We start from the raw sequence: 15,911 nt of genomic DNA, 5'->3' as shown, positions 1-15,911 counted from the left end.
TCACATTCGGTGCGCTGACTTCGTCGGGCGGTGCTGAGGAGCGGCCGGCCGGTGGGTTGCCGCCGTCGCCACCGGCCGGCCGCGGGTCTGGCTAACTGGTCGCGAAGGTGAACCAGTTGACGTTGACGAAGTCCGCGGGCTGGCCGCTGGCGAAGGTCAGGTACACGTCGTGCACGCCGGTGGTCGCGGTGACGTTGGCCGGAACGGTCCGCCAGCTCTGCCAGCCGCCGGTGTTGCCCACCGCGAACGAGCCGATCACCGGCCCGCTCCGGCTGTCCAGCCGCACCTCGACCAGCCCGCTCACCCCGCCGCCCGCGCCCGAGGCCACCCTGGCCTGGAACTGCCGCGCGCCGGAGCCGCCGAAGTCCACCCCGCGGTACTGCACCCAGTCGCCGTTGCCAGCCCCGCCGATGTTCTGCCCGCCACCACTGTCCGAAGTGGACTCGGTGATCACGCCGGACTGCGCGGCGAACCGCTCGGCCTCCCACCGGGAGTACGCGCTGCCACCCGCGGGCGGCGGACCGGTGGTGCTGGTCGTCGTGCTGGTCGTCGGGTTGCCGCCGCCCCCGCCGCGCTGCTGCACCGAGACGTAGTCGACCACCATCGGCCGCCCGGGAACCGTGGCCGCCACCGGGGTCACGCCGCCGTGCAGGGCGTTGGGGAAGGCGCCGCCGATGGCCACGTTGAGGATGACGAAGTAGCCGTGGTTGGTCATGTTCGCCCAGGTCGCCGCGTCGAAGCGGTCCTGGCTGACGCTGTGGAACTGCTGGCCGTCGACGTACCAGCGCAGCTGGTTCGGTGAGACCGAGCGGTCCCACTCGAAGCGGTAGGTGTGGAAGGCCGACTGGCAGCTCGCCCCCGGGCAGGGCCGGTTCGCGCCGATGCCGGTGGTCTCGTTGCACGGGCCGCCGGGGTTGACCCCGCAGTGCAGCACGCCCCACACCGAGTTGATCCCGTTGACGTTCTCCATGATGTCGAACTCGCCGATACCCGGCCAGTTCCAGTAGTTGCCGCGATACGGCGTGCCCAGCGCCCAGAACGCCGGCCAGTACCCGATCGCCGCCTGCCCGGTGACGTTGGGCATCTGCAGCCGGCTCTCGATGGCGAGCACGCCACCGGCCGGGGCCTGGAAGTCACCGCGGTGGGTCTCGATCCGGGCCGAGGTCCAGTTCCCGGCGCCGTCCCGCAGCGGGGTGATGCGCAGGTTGCCGCCGCCGTCCAGGCTGATGTTGGCCGGATTGTTGGTGTGCGCGGCGATCTCGCCGGTGCCCCAGTTCGCCGGGCCGCCGGGGTAGCCGTGGCCGAGGTCGAAGATCCAGTTGTTGCCCGATGGCAGGGAGCCGGCCGGGCCGTTGAAATCGTCGGCCCAGACCTGGGTCCAGCCGGGGGCGGGTGGTGGCACGGACGCGCCCGCGGGGGCGAACAGCGCCAGTGGGACGACGACGGCCGCGGCCGCGGTGGCGGCGGCGAGGGCCCAGCGCCGGGAGCGGCGGGCAGGGGGAGTGGTGGTGGAGATCTGCGCAGCGGACATGTGCGAGCGCCTCCTCGGTCCGTGGCGGCGGATCACAGCGGGGGGAAGGGAATCATGCGGGCCCGGCCACGGTCGGTGCGTCTCCGGCCGCTTTGCCGTGCAGTGATGAGAGCGCTCTCAGGCGTGGATTGTCAACGATTGGGTGGGATTTCGGGGGAGAAACAACAAATGGCCCCGGGCAGCGGGCTCGCCGCCGCCCGGGGCCGGTGATCAGGAGTGGGACCAGCGCAGGGTTTGCTCCGGGTAGGCCGGGGACGGCGCGTCCAGCAGCGGGTTGGGCACCCCGTAGAGGTGCTGCTGGAAGAAGGCCCGGGTGTAGGCGCGGTTGATCTCGGTGGTCCGGACGCCTGGGGTGTCGCCGAACAGGGTGGTGTACAGCGCCGGGCGGTCGCGGAGGAGTTCGCGGGCGCCGGAGATGTCCGGGAACTGGGTCAGGTCGGTGGCGCTGTAGTGCGCCGCGCCGGTGAGCGCGAAGTGCCGGCCCCAGGCCCGGTGGTTGGCCTTCCACGCGGTGAAGGTCGGGTAGTCGGGAGCCCCGGTGCTCAGCAGCAGGAAGGGGCCGGGGACGCCGTTGTTCGCGGCGCCGTCCCAGAAACCGCCGTCCAGGTTCACCCCGGCGCGGAACCTGGGGTCGGTGCGGATGGCCTCGGCGGCCGTCGCGCCGCCCATGGAGTGGCCGAGGGCGCCGACCTTGGACAGGTCAAGGCGGCCGCGGAACTGGGTCGCGGCGGTGCTGACGTGGTTGAGGGTGCTGCGCAGGTCGGCGACCCGGACCCGGAGTTCCTCGGCCCGCTCGGCCTCGGTGGGCACCTGCGGGCGGTTGCCGCGGATGACCCGCCCGTCCGGGAACCGCACCGCGCCCGCGTCGTAGGTGTGATCCACCGACAGCACCACGTACCCGTGGCTGGCCAGGTCCTCGGCCAGGGTGGTGGACAGGGTGCGCATGCTGCCGCGGCCCTGGCTGTACAGCAGCACCGGCCAGCCCGCGCCGAACACCGGGGCGTTCTGCCGGGCGTGCGGGCGGACCCGGTCCAGGAACGGGCTCACCCCGCCGCCGATGAAGTTGTTCAGGAACGCGGCGACTGTGGCGCTGGTGGCGTCGTCGCTGTAGCGGGCCCGCGGGGTGACCGCGATGGCCGGGTACCAGGCGCGGACCATCAGCTCGCGCACCGAGGGGGTGGGCGACCACGGGTCCGGCCGGGACGGATCGGTCAGGTGCAGGTCGGTGACGCCCACGGCCAGCCTGCCGGTCGGGGCGGGCAGGTCCAGGGTGGTCGCCGAGCCGGAATCCGGGCTGGTCGCCACCGCCGCGGTCGCGGCCGGGGCGGTGGCGACCAGGGTGGCGGACAGGGTCAGGAGCACGGCGAGCAGCCGTGTTGGGCGCATGGATGTTCCCCCTCGGGTGACGGCGGGATGCCGTGATTTCACCCTGCCAGCGACCCACCGCCGGTGATCGGGTGCGCGCGTGGTCTGCCCTTTGGGGCTCTCAGCAAGCTCTCAGCCGACCGAGAAGAGCAGCTTCTGTTCCGGCCACCGCTCCGAATCCCGGTCCAGCAGTGGGGACGGGCGGCCGAGCAGGTGCCGGTCGAACAGCGCGGTGAGGTAGGCGCGGTAGAGCTGGGTGGTGCGCACGCCGTCCAGGCTGCCGAAGATCTGCTTGTACACCTCGGGGTGGTCCTTCAGCAGCTCCTTCAGGCCGGAGACCTCGGGGAACAGCACCAGGTCGGTGGCGGAGCTGTGAATGCCCTCGCCCAGGTTGAACTGTCGGCCCCAGGCCTTCTGGTTGGTGCGCCAGTTGGCCCAGCTCGGGTGGTCCGCCGGACCCGCGCTGAACAGGGCGAACGGACCGGGCACGCCCTGGCGCTGGGCCTCGCCCCAGAACGCGCCGTCCAGGTTGGCGCCGACCCGGAACCGGCGGTCGGCGCGCATGGCCTCGGCCGCGGTGTCCCCGCCGATGGAGTGGCCGAAGACGCCGACCCGGCCAAGGTCCAGCCGGTGCCGGAACGGGGTGGCCGCGCCGCTGAGCTGGTCGAGCACGAACCGCAGGTCGGCGACCCGGACCCGCACCTCGGCCGCGAGTTCCGGCTCGGTCGGCTCCTGGGTGCGGTTGGCCTTCACGGTGCGGCCGTCCGGGAAGGTGGTGACCGCGGCGTCGTAGGTGTGGTCGACGGCGGCCACGATGTAGCCGCGGGCGGCCAGCCCCTCGGCGATGCTGGTGGTGGCGGCACGCACGGTGCCACGCCCGTGGCTCTGCAGGATCAGCGGCCACCGCCCCGGCAACACTGGCGCGGCGTTGCGGGAAGTCGGGTGCACGCGGTGCAGGAACGGCTCGCCCTGGCCCATGCCGACCGCGGTGACCAGGTCGGCGAAGTGCTGGGACACCGCGGGATCGCCGTACTCGGCGCGCTTGCCAACGGGCACGGCCGGATACCAGACCTGGACCATCAGCTCGCGTGGTCCGGGAGTCGGCGCCCACGGGTCGACCCTGGCGCGGTCGACCAGGTGTAAGGCGGTGGTGCCGACCGGGAACGGACCGCCGGTGGCCGGCAGGTCCAGGGTCGGTTTCGCGGCCGCGGCCGCGGCCGCGGCCGCGGTGGCGGTGCCGGTGAACAGCAGTGCGGTCAGCAGCACGAAGGCGGCTGTCAGCAGTGTGGTGACGCGGGTGCGAAGCACCTTTCTCTCCCCCAGGGTGGTTGACGGTGGTGTGGTGGGCGGGCAGCTGCCTCCACACTGCCCGGTGACCGGGTGGCACGGGACGGCAATTCCGCCCGAAGCGAACGCGGATCACTCGATGGGTCCTTGAGGGGGTGGCGTACCGGGTCGTCGGCGTTCCGTGGCCGATCCGTGTTTTCCGCCGCACACAATGGGACCGACCTGATCGACCACGACCACGCGGAGGTGCGGAGGTGACCAAGACGCCTCGGGACGCGGCCCGCCCGCCGGTGCGCGCGCACCTGAACTACCTGGCCCTGGCCGGGCAGCTGGACGGGCTGAGCACCCAGGAGGTGTTCGCGCACATCTTCCGCAGCAACATGTGGGGCTGCCCGGACTCGGTCTCCGGCGACGGCTCCGCGCTCACCGAGACCGCCGTGCTGCGTGCCGAGCTGCCGAAGTTGTTGCGGCGCTTCGGGGTGCGCAGTCTGCTGGACATCCCGTGCGGGGACTTCGGCTGGCTGGCCACCTGCGAGCTGGGCCTGGAGACCTACCTGGGCGCGGACATCGTGGAGGAGCTGATCGCGGCCAACCTGGCCAAGTACTTCCGGCACGGCGGCAACCGCCGCTTCTACACCCTGGACCTGACCAGGGACCCGTTGCCGCGCACCGACGCCGTGCTCTGCCGGGACTGCCTGGTGCACCTGAGCTTCGCCCACATCTGGGACGCGCTGGACAACCTGCGCCGCAGCGGTTCCCGCTACCTGCTGGCCACCACGTTCCTGGAGCTGGAGCGCAACACCGACATCGCCACCGGCGACTGGCGCCCGCTCAACCTGCAGCGCCCGCCGTTCAACCTGCCCGATCCGGTCGCCGTCCTGGTGGAGAACTGCACCGAGGAGGACGGGGCGTTCGCGGACAAGGCGCTGGGGCTGTGGGAGATCGAGTCGCTACCGGTGCGCCCGTGAGCCCGGTGGCTTCATGAACTCCGCGGCGGGCAGCCCGAAGATCTCCTCCCTGGCGATCGCGTAGGCCGAGTGCAGCGCGCCCGCGCGCACCGCGTTGCCGGTCACCGAACCCAGCTCCACCGGCGTCTTCGGGATCACCAGCTCGTGCAGTTCCCGCTGCACCAGCTCGCACAGCAGTTCGCCGCCGGTCTCGGCGGTCTCGCCGGAGAGCAGCACCAGTTCCGGGTCCAGCACGGAGACCAGGTTGGCCACCCCGGTCGCTATCCGCCGCGCCAGGTCGGTGAGGAAGGCGATGCCCGGATCGCCGCCGGTCACCGCGGCGCGCACGGCCGCGATCCCGGTCTCGGCGTGCACCCCGTGCGCCGCGGCCAGGCTCACGATGGAGTCCGAGCTGACCAGGTCGCCGAACCGGATCCCGTCCCGGCCGACCGCGCTGCCCGCCTTGGCCAGGTCCGGCACCCGCATCCAGTCGATCTCGCCGGCGCCGCCGGTGGCCCCGCGCAGCAGCACCCGGTTGACCACCACCGCGCTGCCCACCGCGTCGGCCGGCCAGACCAGCACCATGTCCCGCACGTCCACCGCCTTGCCGGAGATCATCTCCTCCAGCGCGACCAGGTTGACGTCGTTCTCCACCGTGACCGTGGCGTTGAGCAGTTCGCTGAGCCGTCCCGGCAGGTCGAAGCCCTCCCAGCCGGGCAGGTGCGGGGCGAAGCCGAGTTGTCCGGTGGCCCGGTCCACCGCGCCGGGGCTGCCCACCACGACGTGCCGCAGCGTGCCCTCGGGCAGTCCGGCCAGGCCGACCGCGGCGGTCAGCGCCGTGTCGAAGGCGGCCAGCACCGCCTCGGTGGGGCCGGCCGGCATCACCGCGCGGTGCTCGGCGAGCACCCGGCCGGAGATGTCGGCGATGGCGATGTCCACCGATTCCGCGGTCAGGTCCACCGCGGCCACGAAGCACAGCGCCCCGTTGACCGCCCAGAGCTGCGCCCTCGGCCCTCGGGCGCCGCCGCGCAGGCCCTCGCGGCGCACCACGTCGTCCTCCTCCAGCCTGGCCAGCAGCTGGGCGGTGGCCGGCTTGGACAGCCCGATCGCGGTCTCCAGCTCGGACCTGGTCATCGGCCCGTTGTCCAGGAGGATCTCGATGGCCGCCCGATCGTTGATCTCCCGCAGCAGACGCGGACTTCCGGCTCGCACCACCACTCCCCCTTCACGCGTGCGGCACTGGACGCGGCAGCGCGTACGGCCATCCAGGTGTCACCCGGCTGCGGGTGCCTGCCGAATCGTATGACCTATTGCCAGTCCGGTAGCGCATATCGGCGCGCGCCGCCCGGCGACGACCTGCTTCGCCGGGGCTGGCCACGCTCAGTAGGGTGTCCGCTACCTGTCCATCTCCACGAGGTGTGCCGTGACCGGAGACCCCAGCGCGGGTCCGCAGTCGACCGAGCGGGACTGGGCACAACCACGGTCCGCGCGGGTCTATGACTACCTGCTCGGCGGCGGGCACAACTTCGCGGTGGACCGGGAACTGGCCGACCGGATGGTCGCCGAACTGCCGGGGGTGGCGCACTCCGCGCTGGTCAACCGGGCCTTCGTGCGCCGGGTCGTGCACTTCATGCTCTCCGCCGGCGTGCGCCAGTTCCTGGACCTGGGCTGCGGCATCCCAGGGGTGGACCCGGTGCACCTGATCGCCCGCAGGGCCGCGCCGGAGTGCCGGGTGGTCTACGTCGACCACGACGAGCTGGCGGTGGCGCACGCCGAGCTGCTGCTGGAGGGCGATGAGCACGCGACCGTGCTGCGCGCCGACGCGGTGGACGCGCGCCAGGTGCTGGCCGAGCCCCGGGTACGCCGGATGCTCGACTTCGCGGCCCCGATCGGCCTGCTCGCGATAGCCCTGCTGCACTACGTGCCCAACGAGCGAGATCCCTGGGGGATGCTCGCCGGGTACCGGGATCGGCTGGCGGTGGGCAGTTATCTCGCACTCAGCCATGTGACCCGTGATGTGTCACCCGAATTGGTGACACGGGCGCAGGAGCTGATGGTGGGCAGTGACCCGGTGTATCCGCGGTCGCGGGTCGGGATCGAGCGTCTCTTCACCGGGTTCGACCTGGTCGACCCCGGACTGGTACACCCCGGTCGGTGGCGGAACCCGGTGCGCCCGGGGCCCACCGCCCTCGGCGACTGGTACTTCGCCGGCGTCGGCCGCAAGTTTTCGTCCACGGAAGGGACTGCGTGACGTGTCGAACGAACTGAGCTGGGTGCCCGACGGGGTCAACATGGAGCTGCCCAGCTCCGCGCGCATCTACGACTACCTGCTGGGCGGCGGCCACAACTTCGAGATGGACCGGACCCTGGCCGACCGGCTGCTGACCGTGGTGCCCGCCAGGGACATGGCCCGGCTCAACCGCGCCTTCCTCGGCCGCTCCACCCAGTTCCTGGTGGACCAGGGCATCCGGCAGTTCCTGGACCTGGGCTCGGGCGTGCCGACGGTGGGCAACGTGCACGAGGTGGCCCAGGCGGCCGCGCCGGACTCGCGGGTGGTCTACGTGGACATCGAGCCGGTCGCGGTGGCGCACAGCGAACTGCTGTTGCAGGACAACCCGAACGCGGCCGCGATCCAGGCCGACCTGCGCGATCCTGAGGCGATCCTGAACCACCCCGAGACCAAGCGGCTGCTGGACTTCAGCCAGCCGGTGGCGCTGCTGCTGGTCGGCGTGCTGCAGTTCATCCCGGACGACTCCGACCCGTGGTCGGTCATCCAGCGCTACCGGGACGCCCTGCCCGAGGGCAGCTACCTCGCCTTCTCCGCCTTCACCTGGGACGGCAACCGGGAGGCGATGACCAAGGCGGTGGAGGTCTTCAAGCACACCCAGGAGCCCATCCACCCGCGCACCAGGGCGGACATCCTGCGCTTCGCCGAGGGCTTCGAGCTGGTCGAGCCGGGCCTGGTCTACACGCCGAACTGGCGGCCGGAGACCGAGGCGGTGCACGAGGAGGACGTGCGGCACTCCAACCTGTTCGCCGCGGTGGGCCGCAAGGTCTAGGTATTCGGCCGGGCGGACGCACAGGTCCAGCCTGCCGGGTGACCCGTTGGGCCATCCGGGTACCGATCGGGCGACGATCGGTCCGCCCGCGGGCTCGCCGCCCTGCCCTGGTGGGGATCGGCGCAATATGGTGGTGGGATTCGGATCGCGCGCTCGTGCCGGATCCCGCCACAGCCCCGAGAACTCGACGAGGTGTTCGCCGTGCCGCTGCCACCGCCGGTCGCCCTGGTGGGTGCCGCCGTGGCCGGGGAACGGGCGTGAACCGGGCGGAGCTGGCCGAGCGCTGGCTGGCCGAGATCACCCGGACGGTCTACGTGCCGATGTCCCGCACCGAGATCGGCGAGTTCCTGCTGGAGCTGGTGCACGAGCTGGTCGAGGAGCTGCGCGCGCCCGATGGCGAGACCAGCCGGGCGGGCGAGGTCGGGCAGGCGCTGGTCGGCGGGCAGTTCACCCGCGCGGAAAGCCTGTTGTGCAGCATGCGGGTGCTGGGTTCCGGGCTGCCGGAACTGGACGAGCTGGCCGGGCGGCCCGAACTGACCCAGCGGGTGATCCTGGCGCTGGGCGCGGTGTCGGCCGGGTACGCCGAGGCGATGCGGCAGCGCACCTTCGAGCAGCAGGAGGACGTCAAGCAGGCGTTGTTGCGGGCCAAGGACAACGCCGAGCGGGCCATGCGCGGCAGTGAGGCGCGGCTGCGCGAGGTGTTCACCAGTTCGGTGGTGGGCATCGCGATCACCGAGCTGGACGGCACGTTCGTCAACTTCAACCAGGCGCTGTGCGGGATCCTCGGTCAGGACCCGGCGGACCTGGGCGGGCGCGGGCTGATGGACTTCGTGCACCCGGACACCGCGGGCGAGGTGGCCCGCGCCTACGACGCGTTGTTCGCCGGGCGGCAGGAGCGGTTCCGGGTGCTGGCCCGGCTGCACAAGGGCGAGGAGGAGACCGGGTTCGCCTACCTCGCGGTGTCCCTGCTGCGCGATGAGCAGGGTTCGCCGACGAGTTGCGTGACCATGGTCGAGGACGTCACCGAGCTGAAGATGGTGCAGGACCGCTTGCACCACCAGGCATTGCACGACCGGCTGACCGGACTGGCCAACCGGCAGTTCTTCCTGACCCGGCTGGAGTCGGTGCTCGGCCGGATCGAGCCGAGCACCGGGATGAGCCTGTACCACCTGGACATCGACGGCTTCGGGATGATCAACAGCGGCCTGGGCCACGAGGTCGGCGACCAGGTGCTGCAACTGGTCGCGGCCAAGCTGAAGATGGTGGTGGACAAGGAGAAGGCGCTGGTCGCCCGGTTCGGCGGGGACGAGTTCGCGATCCTGATCGAGCACACCGCGAGCACCCCGGACGTGGCCACCATGGCCGCCCGGATCAACGAGGAACTCGGCGAGCCGGTCTACCTGACCGAGCGCGGGGTGGCGGTATCGGCCAGCATCGGCGTGGTGCAGCAGCAGGCGGGCCGGATCAAACCGGTGGAGCTGCTGCGTTCCGCGGCCGGCACGCTGCGCCGGGTCAAGGCCTCCGGCAGGCGGCAGTGGGGCCTGCACGACCCGGACGCGGACCGCCGGGACCGGGATTGGTTCGCACTGGCCGCGACCATGCCCGGCGCATGGGAGAACGGCGAGCTTCGCCTGCTGTACCAACCGGTCCGGCAGCTGGCCGACGACCGGCTGGCCGGGGTGGAGGTGCTGCTGCACTGGGTACACCCCGACCGTGGCGAGATCGGCCACGACGAATGTGTGCGGCTGGCCGAGGAAACCGGCCTGACCATCCTCATCGGACAGTGGATGCTGCGCACCGCGTGCGAGCAGGTCCGGTTGTGGCAGCAGGAGTTCCAGGCCCCGGTGCCGCCGATCGGCCTGCGCCTTGGCAAGAGCCAGGCGGCCGACCCGGACCTGGTAGGCGATGTCCGCAAGGTCCTCGACGGCTACGGCCTGCTGCCCGACCAGCTCTGGCTCGGCGTGCCCGCCGCGGCCCTGCTCGCCGGGTTCGGCGAGGTCGAGGACAACGTGGAAACCCTGGCGGGCATGGAGATCCCGGTGCTGCTGGACGAGTTCTGCTGCGGCACTGACGAACTCACCCTGCTCGACGAACTCGCGGTCAGCTCGGTCCGCCTCTCCGCGAGACTGGTCCAACGCCTGGGCCACCCCTGCCCACCCACCCTGCTCACCGAAGCCGTCCGCAACCTGGTCCCCCTGGTACACCAACTGGAGGCCGCGGTCCTGATGGACGGCATCACCACCGCCGAACACGCCCACCGCTGCCGGAACCTGGGCGCCGACCTGGCCCAGGGCGCCTACTTCGGCCGCCCAGGCCCACCCGCGGAGATGTCGGCCCTGCTGGCAAGGAGTTTCTCGTGACCGGCCTGGTGATCGTGGACGCGGCCAACGTGGTCGGCTCGGTCCCCGACGGCTGGTGGCGAGACCGCGCCGGCGCCACCACCCGCCTGCTGGACCGGCTGAATCCGTTGCCGGGTCAGGGTTTGCCGCCAGGGTCCGGGGTGCCGGAGTGGGCGTGCGAGCCGGTGGAGATGGTGCTGGTGGTGGAGGGCAAGGCTTCCCGGGTGCGCGAGACCGGTGCGGTGCGGGTGGTCGCGGCGGCCGGGTCAGGGGATGACGCGATCGTGGAGCTGGTGCGGGAGGCGGGGCGGCCTTGCCTGGTGGTGACGGCGGACCGGGGGTTGCGGGAGCGGGTGCTGGCGCTGGGGGCGCTGGTGACCGGGCCGAGCACGGTGCGGCCGGAGGCGGGCGGGCGCTGACCCGGTTGGCCGATGGCCGGTCCGCGGCCTAGCTCGTAGGGTGCTGGGTGGAGGGGGGACACATCATGTTTTGTGCTGTCCGTAAGCGGATCATGCTGCTCGCGGTGAGTGTCGCGCTGGCGGGGACCGGGGTGGTGGCGGTGGCGCCGGTGGCCCTGGGCGAGGCCGCGGCGAGTGCGCTGGCGCGGGAACGCGGCGAGCGGGTGGAGGCGACCGCGTTGCGTGCCGGGGCGGATCGGGTCTTCGCCAATCCCGACGGCACCTTCACCGCGGAGCAGCTGACCACGGTGCGACCGGATCGGTGGGCGGTGGTGTCCAGCCGGACGCCGAAGCAACCGGACCACAACCGGGACGGGCCGGTCACGATCGGGCTGGACGGCGAGCGCTGGGAGGTGACCCGCTCGTTCTTCGGCTTCGACCTGTCCCGGTTGCGGGGCAAGCAGATCTTGGAATCGCGGCTCTACCTGGACCAGACCGGGACCGGGAGCTGCCGGCCGAGCGCGATCGAGTTGTGGCACACCGGGCCGGTCGATCAGGACACCAGCTGGGAGCGGCAGCCCGAGTGGCTGTCCAAAGTGGACAGCAAGGAGGCTTCCTGGGGTGCGCCCGGGTGTCCGGCGCGGCCGTTGGCGCTGGAGGCCGGGGTCGCGGTGACCGCGGCGGCGGAGAGCGGGCGGCTCACGCTGGGATTGCGGGCGGAGCGGGAGTGGAATCGCGGGGCTTGGAAGTCCTTCGGCAACGCGCCGCGGTTGACCACGGACTACAACTCGGTGCCGGGAAAGCCGGTGCGGCAACGAGTTGACATCATGGACTGCCCGGAGCCGCCCGGCGAGCTGATCCTGTTCACCCCGGCGCCGAGGTTGCGGGCGGACATGGTGGACGCGGACGGCGATTGGGTGGATGCCGAGTTCGAGTGGTGGGCCAACGGATCCAAGGTCGGTGGGGTCACGGCCACGAACATCCCGGACGGTTTCCCGGCCGACATTTGCCTGCCGCGTGGCGTGTTCGCGCACGAGTCGGTGTTCTCCTGGCGGGTGCGTGCCAAGGACCGGCTCGCCACCGGGCCGTGGTCGGAGTGGTGCGCGGTCCGGGTGGATTCGCAGAACCCGCACTCGGCCCCGGCGGTCAGTTCGGCGGAGTACCCGGAGGGCAAGTGGCAGCCGTGGCCGCCCAAGACGGGCACGTTCGTGTTCTCGCCCAACGGGGTCACCGATGTGGTGGAGTACAGCTGGCAGGCGCTCACCGGTGAAGGAGGCCGGGTGCCAGCCGGTCCGGACGGCACCGCGTCCATCGTGTACACCCCGACGATGGCCCGGCCGCTGTGGCTTGAGGTGTACAGCCAGGACGCGGCGGGCAATCGGAGCCCGTTGAAGCGCTATGAGTTCGGGGTGCGCCCCGGCTGAGCAGCCGGGACGCACCAGCACGATCAGCGGTTGGCCAGCCGCAACCCGGACTCGATGCTCGCGCCCAGGTTCTCCGTCTCCGCCAAGGACCTGCGCAGGGCCGCGGCATGCTCCTCAGCCGCCGCCCGCAGCCCCTCGTCCACCAGCTCAGCCGCGGCACGCGCCGAATCCGTGCTCGCGTTCAGCTCCCGCCAGTACGACACCAGCTGCGCGCCCAGGGTCAGGTCCTCGGGCAGGTTGGTGGTGGTGGGCAGGGGCCAGGCGAGGTCGGCGGCGGTGGCTGGGTTGGTGACCGTGGCCAGTAGGCCCAGTGCGGTGCGGCCCACGTCGGCGGCGGGGTTGCCGAAGGCCATCCGGACCACCGGGTGGTTGCTCAGCCACCACAGCATCCGGGCCTGGGCCTGCTGCCGTTTGCGGGCCGGGGCCAGCCAGAAGGTCAGGTTGACGTAGTACTCGGCCATCCGGGCGGCCACCGTGGGTTCGCTGACGAAGCCGAACAGGTTGAGGTTGAAGTAGTGGTGCCAGGTGGAGTCGGCCACGATCCGGCCCACGCCGGCCGCGTGGCCGTCGTAGGTGGCGAGCACGCCGTAGACCGAGCCGTTGCGTTTGTCGGTGCCGCGGGCCACGATCTCCGGCTTCGGCTGGCCGAACGGGCCGCTGGGCCAGGTCTGCGCGGGGTGGCTGTCCGGGATGCGCAGCTGGCCCTCGTGCATGTGGTCGGGGAACACCGTGATCGGTCCGGTCCGGCCGCTGAACAACGGGTGCGGGCGGTTGAACGGCGGGTACCGCTTGAGGATCAGCTCCTGCGGGAACCCGTCGGCGTCCATCGGGATCGGGTTGTTGATGTCGCTGCCCCGGCCGTCCGGCTGGTGGGTGTTGTGGCTGAACTGGATGCTGGAGTCCGGCAAGCCCTCCCACACCCGCATCTCGGCGGCCCTGGGCACCCGGTGCGCGATGGCCCGGCCCAGGTTCAGCAGCTCGTCCAGGGCCGGGTCGGCGCCGGGCGGCTTCGGGTTGGAGTGGTCGCCGGTGATCAGCACGCCACCGCCGGCGTCCATCCACGCGCGCAGCGCGGCGACCTCGGGATCGGTCAGCTCGTTCTCCGGCATGCCCTGTGCGGGCAGGTCGCAGGGCAGGATGCCGAAGAACCAGATCTGGTCGTAGCCCGCCAGCAGCGCGGGTGTCAGCTTGTCGCTGGCGTGGCCCTTTCCGTGCCGCTGCACCAGATCCAGCCTGATGTCGGTGTGGAAGGGCGCGTTCTTCTCCAGCAGGTCGCGCAGGATGCCGACGCCGAACCCGGCAACGTTGTTGAGCTGCACGGTGTTGGCCTCGTCGGTGTAGGCCAGGATCCGCAGCACCGGTTTGGCCGCGTACAGCCCGGCCAGCCGGTCGCCGGGTTCGGGTTGGGTTATCGAACCCAGGATCGCGTTGTCAGACATGGTGATTCCCCCTGGGCGGCGGATTCCATCGCCCCCTGCGATGCGCACCGCCCACTTCCAGATATACCGAAACTCCGGCTCCGGCGTGGATCACCAGCCCTTAGGGGCGACCCTGGTTTCGCTCAGGCGGCCTGACCGGTCTGCGGCAGTCCGGGCGGGGTCTCCCCGCGCAGCACGGCCAGCAGTTCCTGCAACCTCAGCAGGACCAGGTCGGTGACCTCCTGCAGCAGTTCCTTGTCCACCGGCCGGGCCCGGAACGCGGACAGGTCAAGGGGTTCGCCGATCAGATACGCCACGGTCCGGCGCGGCAACGGGCGGAACCGGCCCTTGTGCAGGATGGCTTTGGTGCCCCAGCGCACGATCGGGATGATCGGCACGTCGTTGGACAGCGCGAGCCGCACCGCGCCGGTCCGGCCGAGCACCGGCCAGCCGTCCGGGTCGTGGGTGAGCGTGCCCTCCGGGTAGATCACCACGACCCGGTCCTTCTCCAGCGCGGTGTCCGCCGCGCGCAGGCTGTCCCCGGCGGCGGAGGTGCCGCGGTAGACCGGGATCTGGTCGGTGGCCCGGAAAGCGGAGCCGACCAGCGGCAGCCGCCACAGGCTGTGCTTGGCCAGGAACCGCGGCACCCGCCCCCTGCCGTGCACGAACACCGCGTCGAACACCGGGTCCAGCAGCGAGGGGTGGTTCATGATCAGCAGCGCCGGACCCTCGGCCGGGATCTCGCCGCCGCTGACCCGGCGCCGGGCCAGCAACCACGTGATCGGATACAAGATCGTCGCGGTCAGTCCCACCCAGAACCCGCCGCGTTCCCTGCGCTTCATGCCACAACATTATGTTGCCGCGCTGGGAGACCACGGGACGAACCGGCGTTGCGACCCCCGTCACACCTGACCAGCGCAGCGGCCAGGGGCTGCGATCAGGATCGCCGGTGTGCGACAGCACGCGCTCAGGCCTGAGGAATCCTGGTCGCGATCCACTGCCGGCCTCGCCTATCGTCCCGTGACCACAGACCGTCCACAGTGGACCTCTTCCTGGCCTGTCGCCGCACGGCCTGTCCGGCTGGACGCGTCTGGGGCCGGCGATGTTGTTGTGCCGGACTGTCGACGAACGTGTCGCTTTTCCGGGTTGGTCGGTGACTTTTGGGCGTGCTGGAAGGACGTCACGGGAATTACTCTCGAAAAGTCTTTCCGGTGGTCCGCTGGAGTCGGAAAATCAAGTGCCTCAGCCGCAAACCGGCAACAGGTCGAGGTTATTGCTAGGAGTCGAGTCTGAATCGGTTCGCAAGGTTCCGCGTCCGCAGCCGCATGGCCACTTCCGCACGGCTGCCCGGAATCCGCCGCCGTGGGTGTAGAAGGTGTGTCCCGCATCCATCAGATCGTAAACTCGCTGAACAGTGATGTGATCGGCTACTGCATGGTGGCTTCCGAGACCGACCTCGATGATGTGGCCGCGGGCTGTGCATCCAGTTTGCCTGGTGCATGAGATTTGATAGTCCGACATCGTCGCTCCAAGACTGGTCGCGAATAGGGGCACCTCGATCGTTGGTGTGCTGGTTGAATCGGATGGTTTCGCAACTCTGTTACCTGTGTACGAACCTGAAAAGGTAACGATAAGGTCGCTGCCGTTCGTCGGGGCCAGGCTTGTGGATTGATCAGTTTGCGACGCTGTGCCTATTTCGTTCGTCGAGCCTCGCTGTTCCTGCGAGTGGGTTCGGCTTGGTCGGGCTGGGTATTGGCGCGGAGAGGGTCTCCCGCACTGGTCCGGTCGTGGTCCTCCGTTTGCCGTCTGTCCAGTGCGCCAACTGTCCGATTAGCGTCATATGTCCGGTTCATCGGATGACGGGAGCAGGGGATGCGCAAGATCGTGCTCGGGGGAGTGCTGGTGGCCGCGTCGATCACCGGATCCGTGGCGCACGCGAGTCCGCTCGTGTCGGTGGGGGACGTGTCGGTCGGGGATGTCGTTGTCGCGCCGCAGATCCGGACCGGGGACATCGACCTGCTGGAGGACGTGCTGGAGTACGTCAACATCGGGATCCTCGGCCGGGCGTCCTCGGTGGTCTCGGAAGGGTGAGCTGCGCGTCTTTACGCGTTTCGTACGTTCACAAGTTTGTGAAGAGTGTGTA

Annotated in this window: 13 protein-coding genes; 7 read left to right on the top strand and 6 right to left on the bottom strand. The window is 70.8% G+C overall.

Features of this window, described 5'->3' with window-relative positions:
* Positions 1-91: 91 nt before the first annotated feature.
* The 3 genes from HNR67_RS38465 to HNR67_RS38455 all read right to left on the bottom strand — a co-directional run bounded on the left by HNR67_RS38465 (position 92) and on the right by HNR67_RS38455 (position 4,204).
* Entirely contained in the window at positions 92-1,531 is a 1,440-nt protein-coding gene (locus HNR67_RS38465) for a carbohydrate-binding protein (RefSeq protein ID WP_185008179.1), read from the bottom strand.
* 210 nt (positions 1,532-1,741) lie between these two features.
* Positions 1,742-2,917 (bottom strand): alpha/beta hydrolase family protein, encoded by a 1,176-nt coding sequence (locus HNR67_RS38460; protein WP_185008177.1) that lies wholly within the window; start codon positions 2,915-2,917, stop codon positions 1,742-1,744.
* A 111-nt stretch (positions 2,918-3,028) separates the two neighbouring features.
* Positions 3,029-4,204 carry an alpha/beta hydrolase family protein gene (locus tag HNR67_RS38455; protein WP_185008175.1) on the bottom strand — a complete coding sequence of 392 codons (1,176 nt, stop codon included), beginning with the start codon at positions 4,202-4,204 and terminating at the stop codon, positions 3,029-3,031.
* A 233-nt stretch (positions 4,205-4,437) separates the two neighbouring features.
* Between HNR67_RS38455 and HNR67_RS38450 the strand changes: the two genes are divergently transcribed.
* Positions 4,438-5,151, top strand: a complete 714-nt coding sequence (locus HNR67_RS38450) for a class I SAM-dependent methyltransferase (RefSeq protein ID WP_185008172.1) — start codon at positions 4,438-4,440, stop codon at positions 5,149-5,151.
* On the opposite strand, the gene HNR67_RS38445 is transcribed toward HNR67_RS38450, so the two are convergent.
* Positions 5,134-6,342, bottom strand: coding sequence for an ROK family transcriptional regulator (locus HNR67_RS38445; protein WP_185008170.1), 1,209 nt, complete (start codon positions 6,340-6,342; stop codon positions 5,134-5,136). The genes HNR67_RS38450 and HNR67_RS38445 overlap by 18 nt on opposite strands.
* Before the next feature lie 211 nt (positions 6,343-6,553).
* On the opposite strand from HNR67_RS38445, the gene HNR67_RS38440 reads away from it, so the two are divergent.
* The 5 genes from HNR67_RS38440 to HNR67_RS38420 all read left to right on the top strand — a co-directional run bounded on the left by HNR67_RS38440 (position 6,554) and on the right by HNR67_RS38420 (position 12,350).
* Positions 6,554-7,381, top strand: coding sequence for an SAM-dependent methyltransferase (locus HNR67_RS38440; protein WP_185008168.1), 828 nt, complete (start codon positions 6,554-6,556; stop codon positions 7,379-7,381).
* Position 7,382: 1 nt separating this feature from the next.
* Entirely contained in the window at positions 7,383-8,189 is an 807-nt protein-coding gene (locus HNR67_RS38435; RefSeq protein ID WP_312989049.1) for an SAM-dependent methyltransferase, read from the top strand.
* Between the two features lie 257 nt (positions 8,190-8,446).
* Positions 8,447-10,549, top strand: coding sequence for a putative bifunctional diguanylate cyclase/phosphodiesterase (locus tag HNR67_RS38430; protein ID WP_185008166.1), 2,103 nt, complete (start codon positions 8,447-8,449; stop codon positions 10,547-10,549).
* Complete coding sequence (locus HNR67_RS38425) at positions 10,546-10,947, top strand: PIN domain-containing protein (RefSeq protein WP_185008165.1); 402 nt, start codon at positions 10,546-10,548, stop codon at positions 10,945-10,947. The genes HNR67_RS38430 and HNR67_RS38425 overlap by 4 nt, the downstream gene beginning before the upstream one ends.
* 104 nt (positions 10,948-11,051) lie before the next feature.
* Positions 11,052-12,350: a hypothetical protein gene (locus tag HNR67_RS38420; protein WP_185008164.1), complete on the top strand. Its 1,299-nt coding sequence runs from the start codon at positions 11,052-11,054 to the stop codon at positions 12,348-12,350.
* A 23-nt stretch (positions 12,351-12,373) separates the two neighbouring features.
* Here the strand turns inward: HNR67_RS38420 and HNR67_RS38415 are convergent, their stop codons facing one another.
* Together HNR67_RS38415 and HNR67_RS38410 are read right to left on the bottom strand one after the other, a co-directional pair.
* The gene (locus HNR67_RS38415; RefSeq protein ID WP_246492693.1) at positions 12,374-13,789 is read right to left on the bottom strand and encodes a hypothetical protein; all 1,416 of its coding nucleotides are present in this window, start codon (positions 13,787-13,789) and stop codon (positions 12,374-12,376) included.
* 122 nt (positions 13,790-13,911) lie between these two features.
* Positions 13,912-14,610, bottom strand: coding sequence for a lysophospholipid acyltransferase family protein (locus HNR67_RS38410; protein WP_185008163.1), 699 nt, complete (start codon positions 14,608-14,610; stop codon positions 13,912-13,914).
* 1,030 nt (positions 14,611-15,640) lie between these two features.
* On the opposite strand from HNR67_RS38410, the gene HNR67_RS38400 reads away from it, so the two are divergent.
* Positions 15,641-15,859, top strand: coding sequence for a hypothetical protein (locus HNR67_RS38400; RefSeq protein WP_185008160.1), 219 nt, complete (start codon positions 15,641-15,643; stop codon positions 15,857-15,859).
* Positions 15,860-15,911: the final 52 nt, after the last annotated feature.

Source organism: Crossiella cryophila, assembly GCF_014204915.1.
GTDB classification, from domain to species: domain Bacteria; phylum Actinomycetota; class Actinomycetes; order Mycobacteriales; family Pseudonocardiaceae; genus Crossiella; species Crossiella cryophila.
This window is presented reverse-complemented; position numbering and strand designations above follow the sequence as displayed.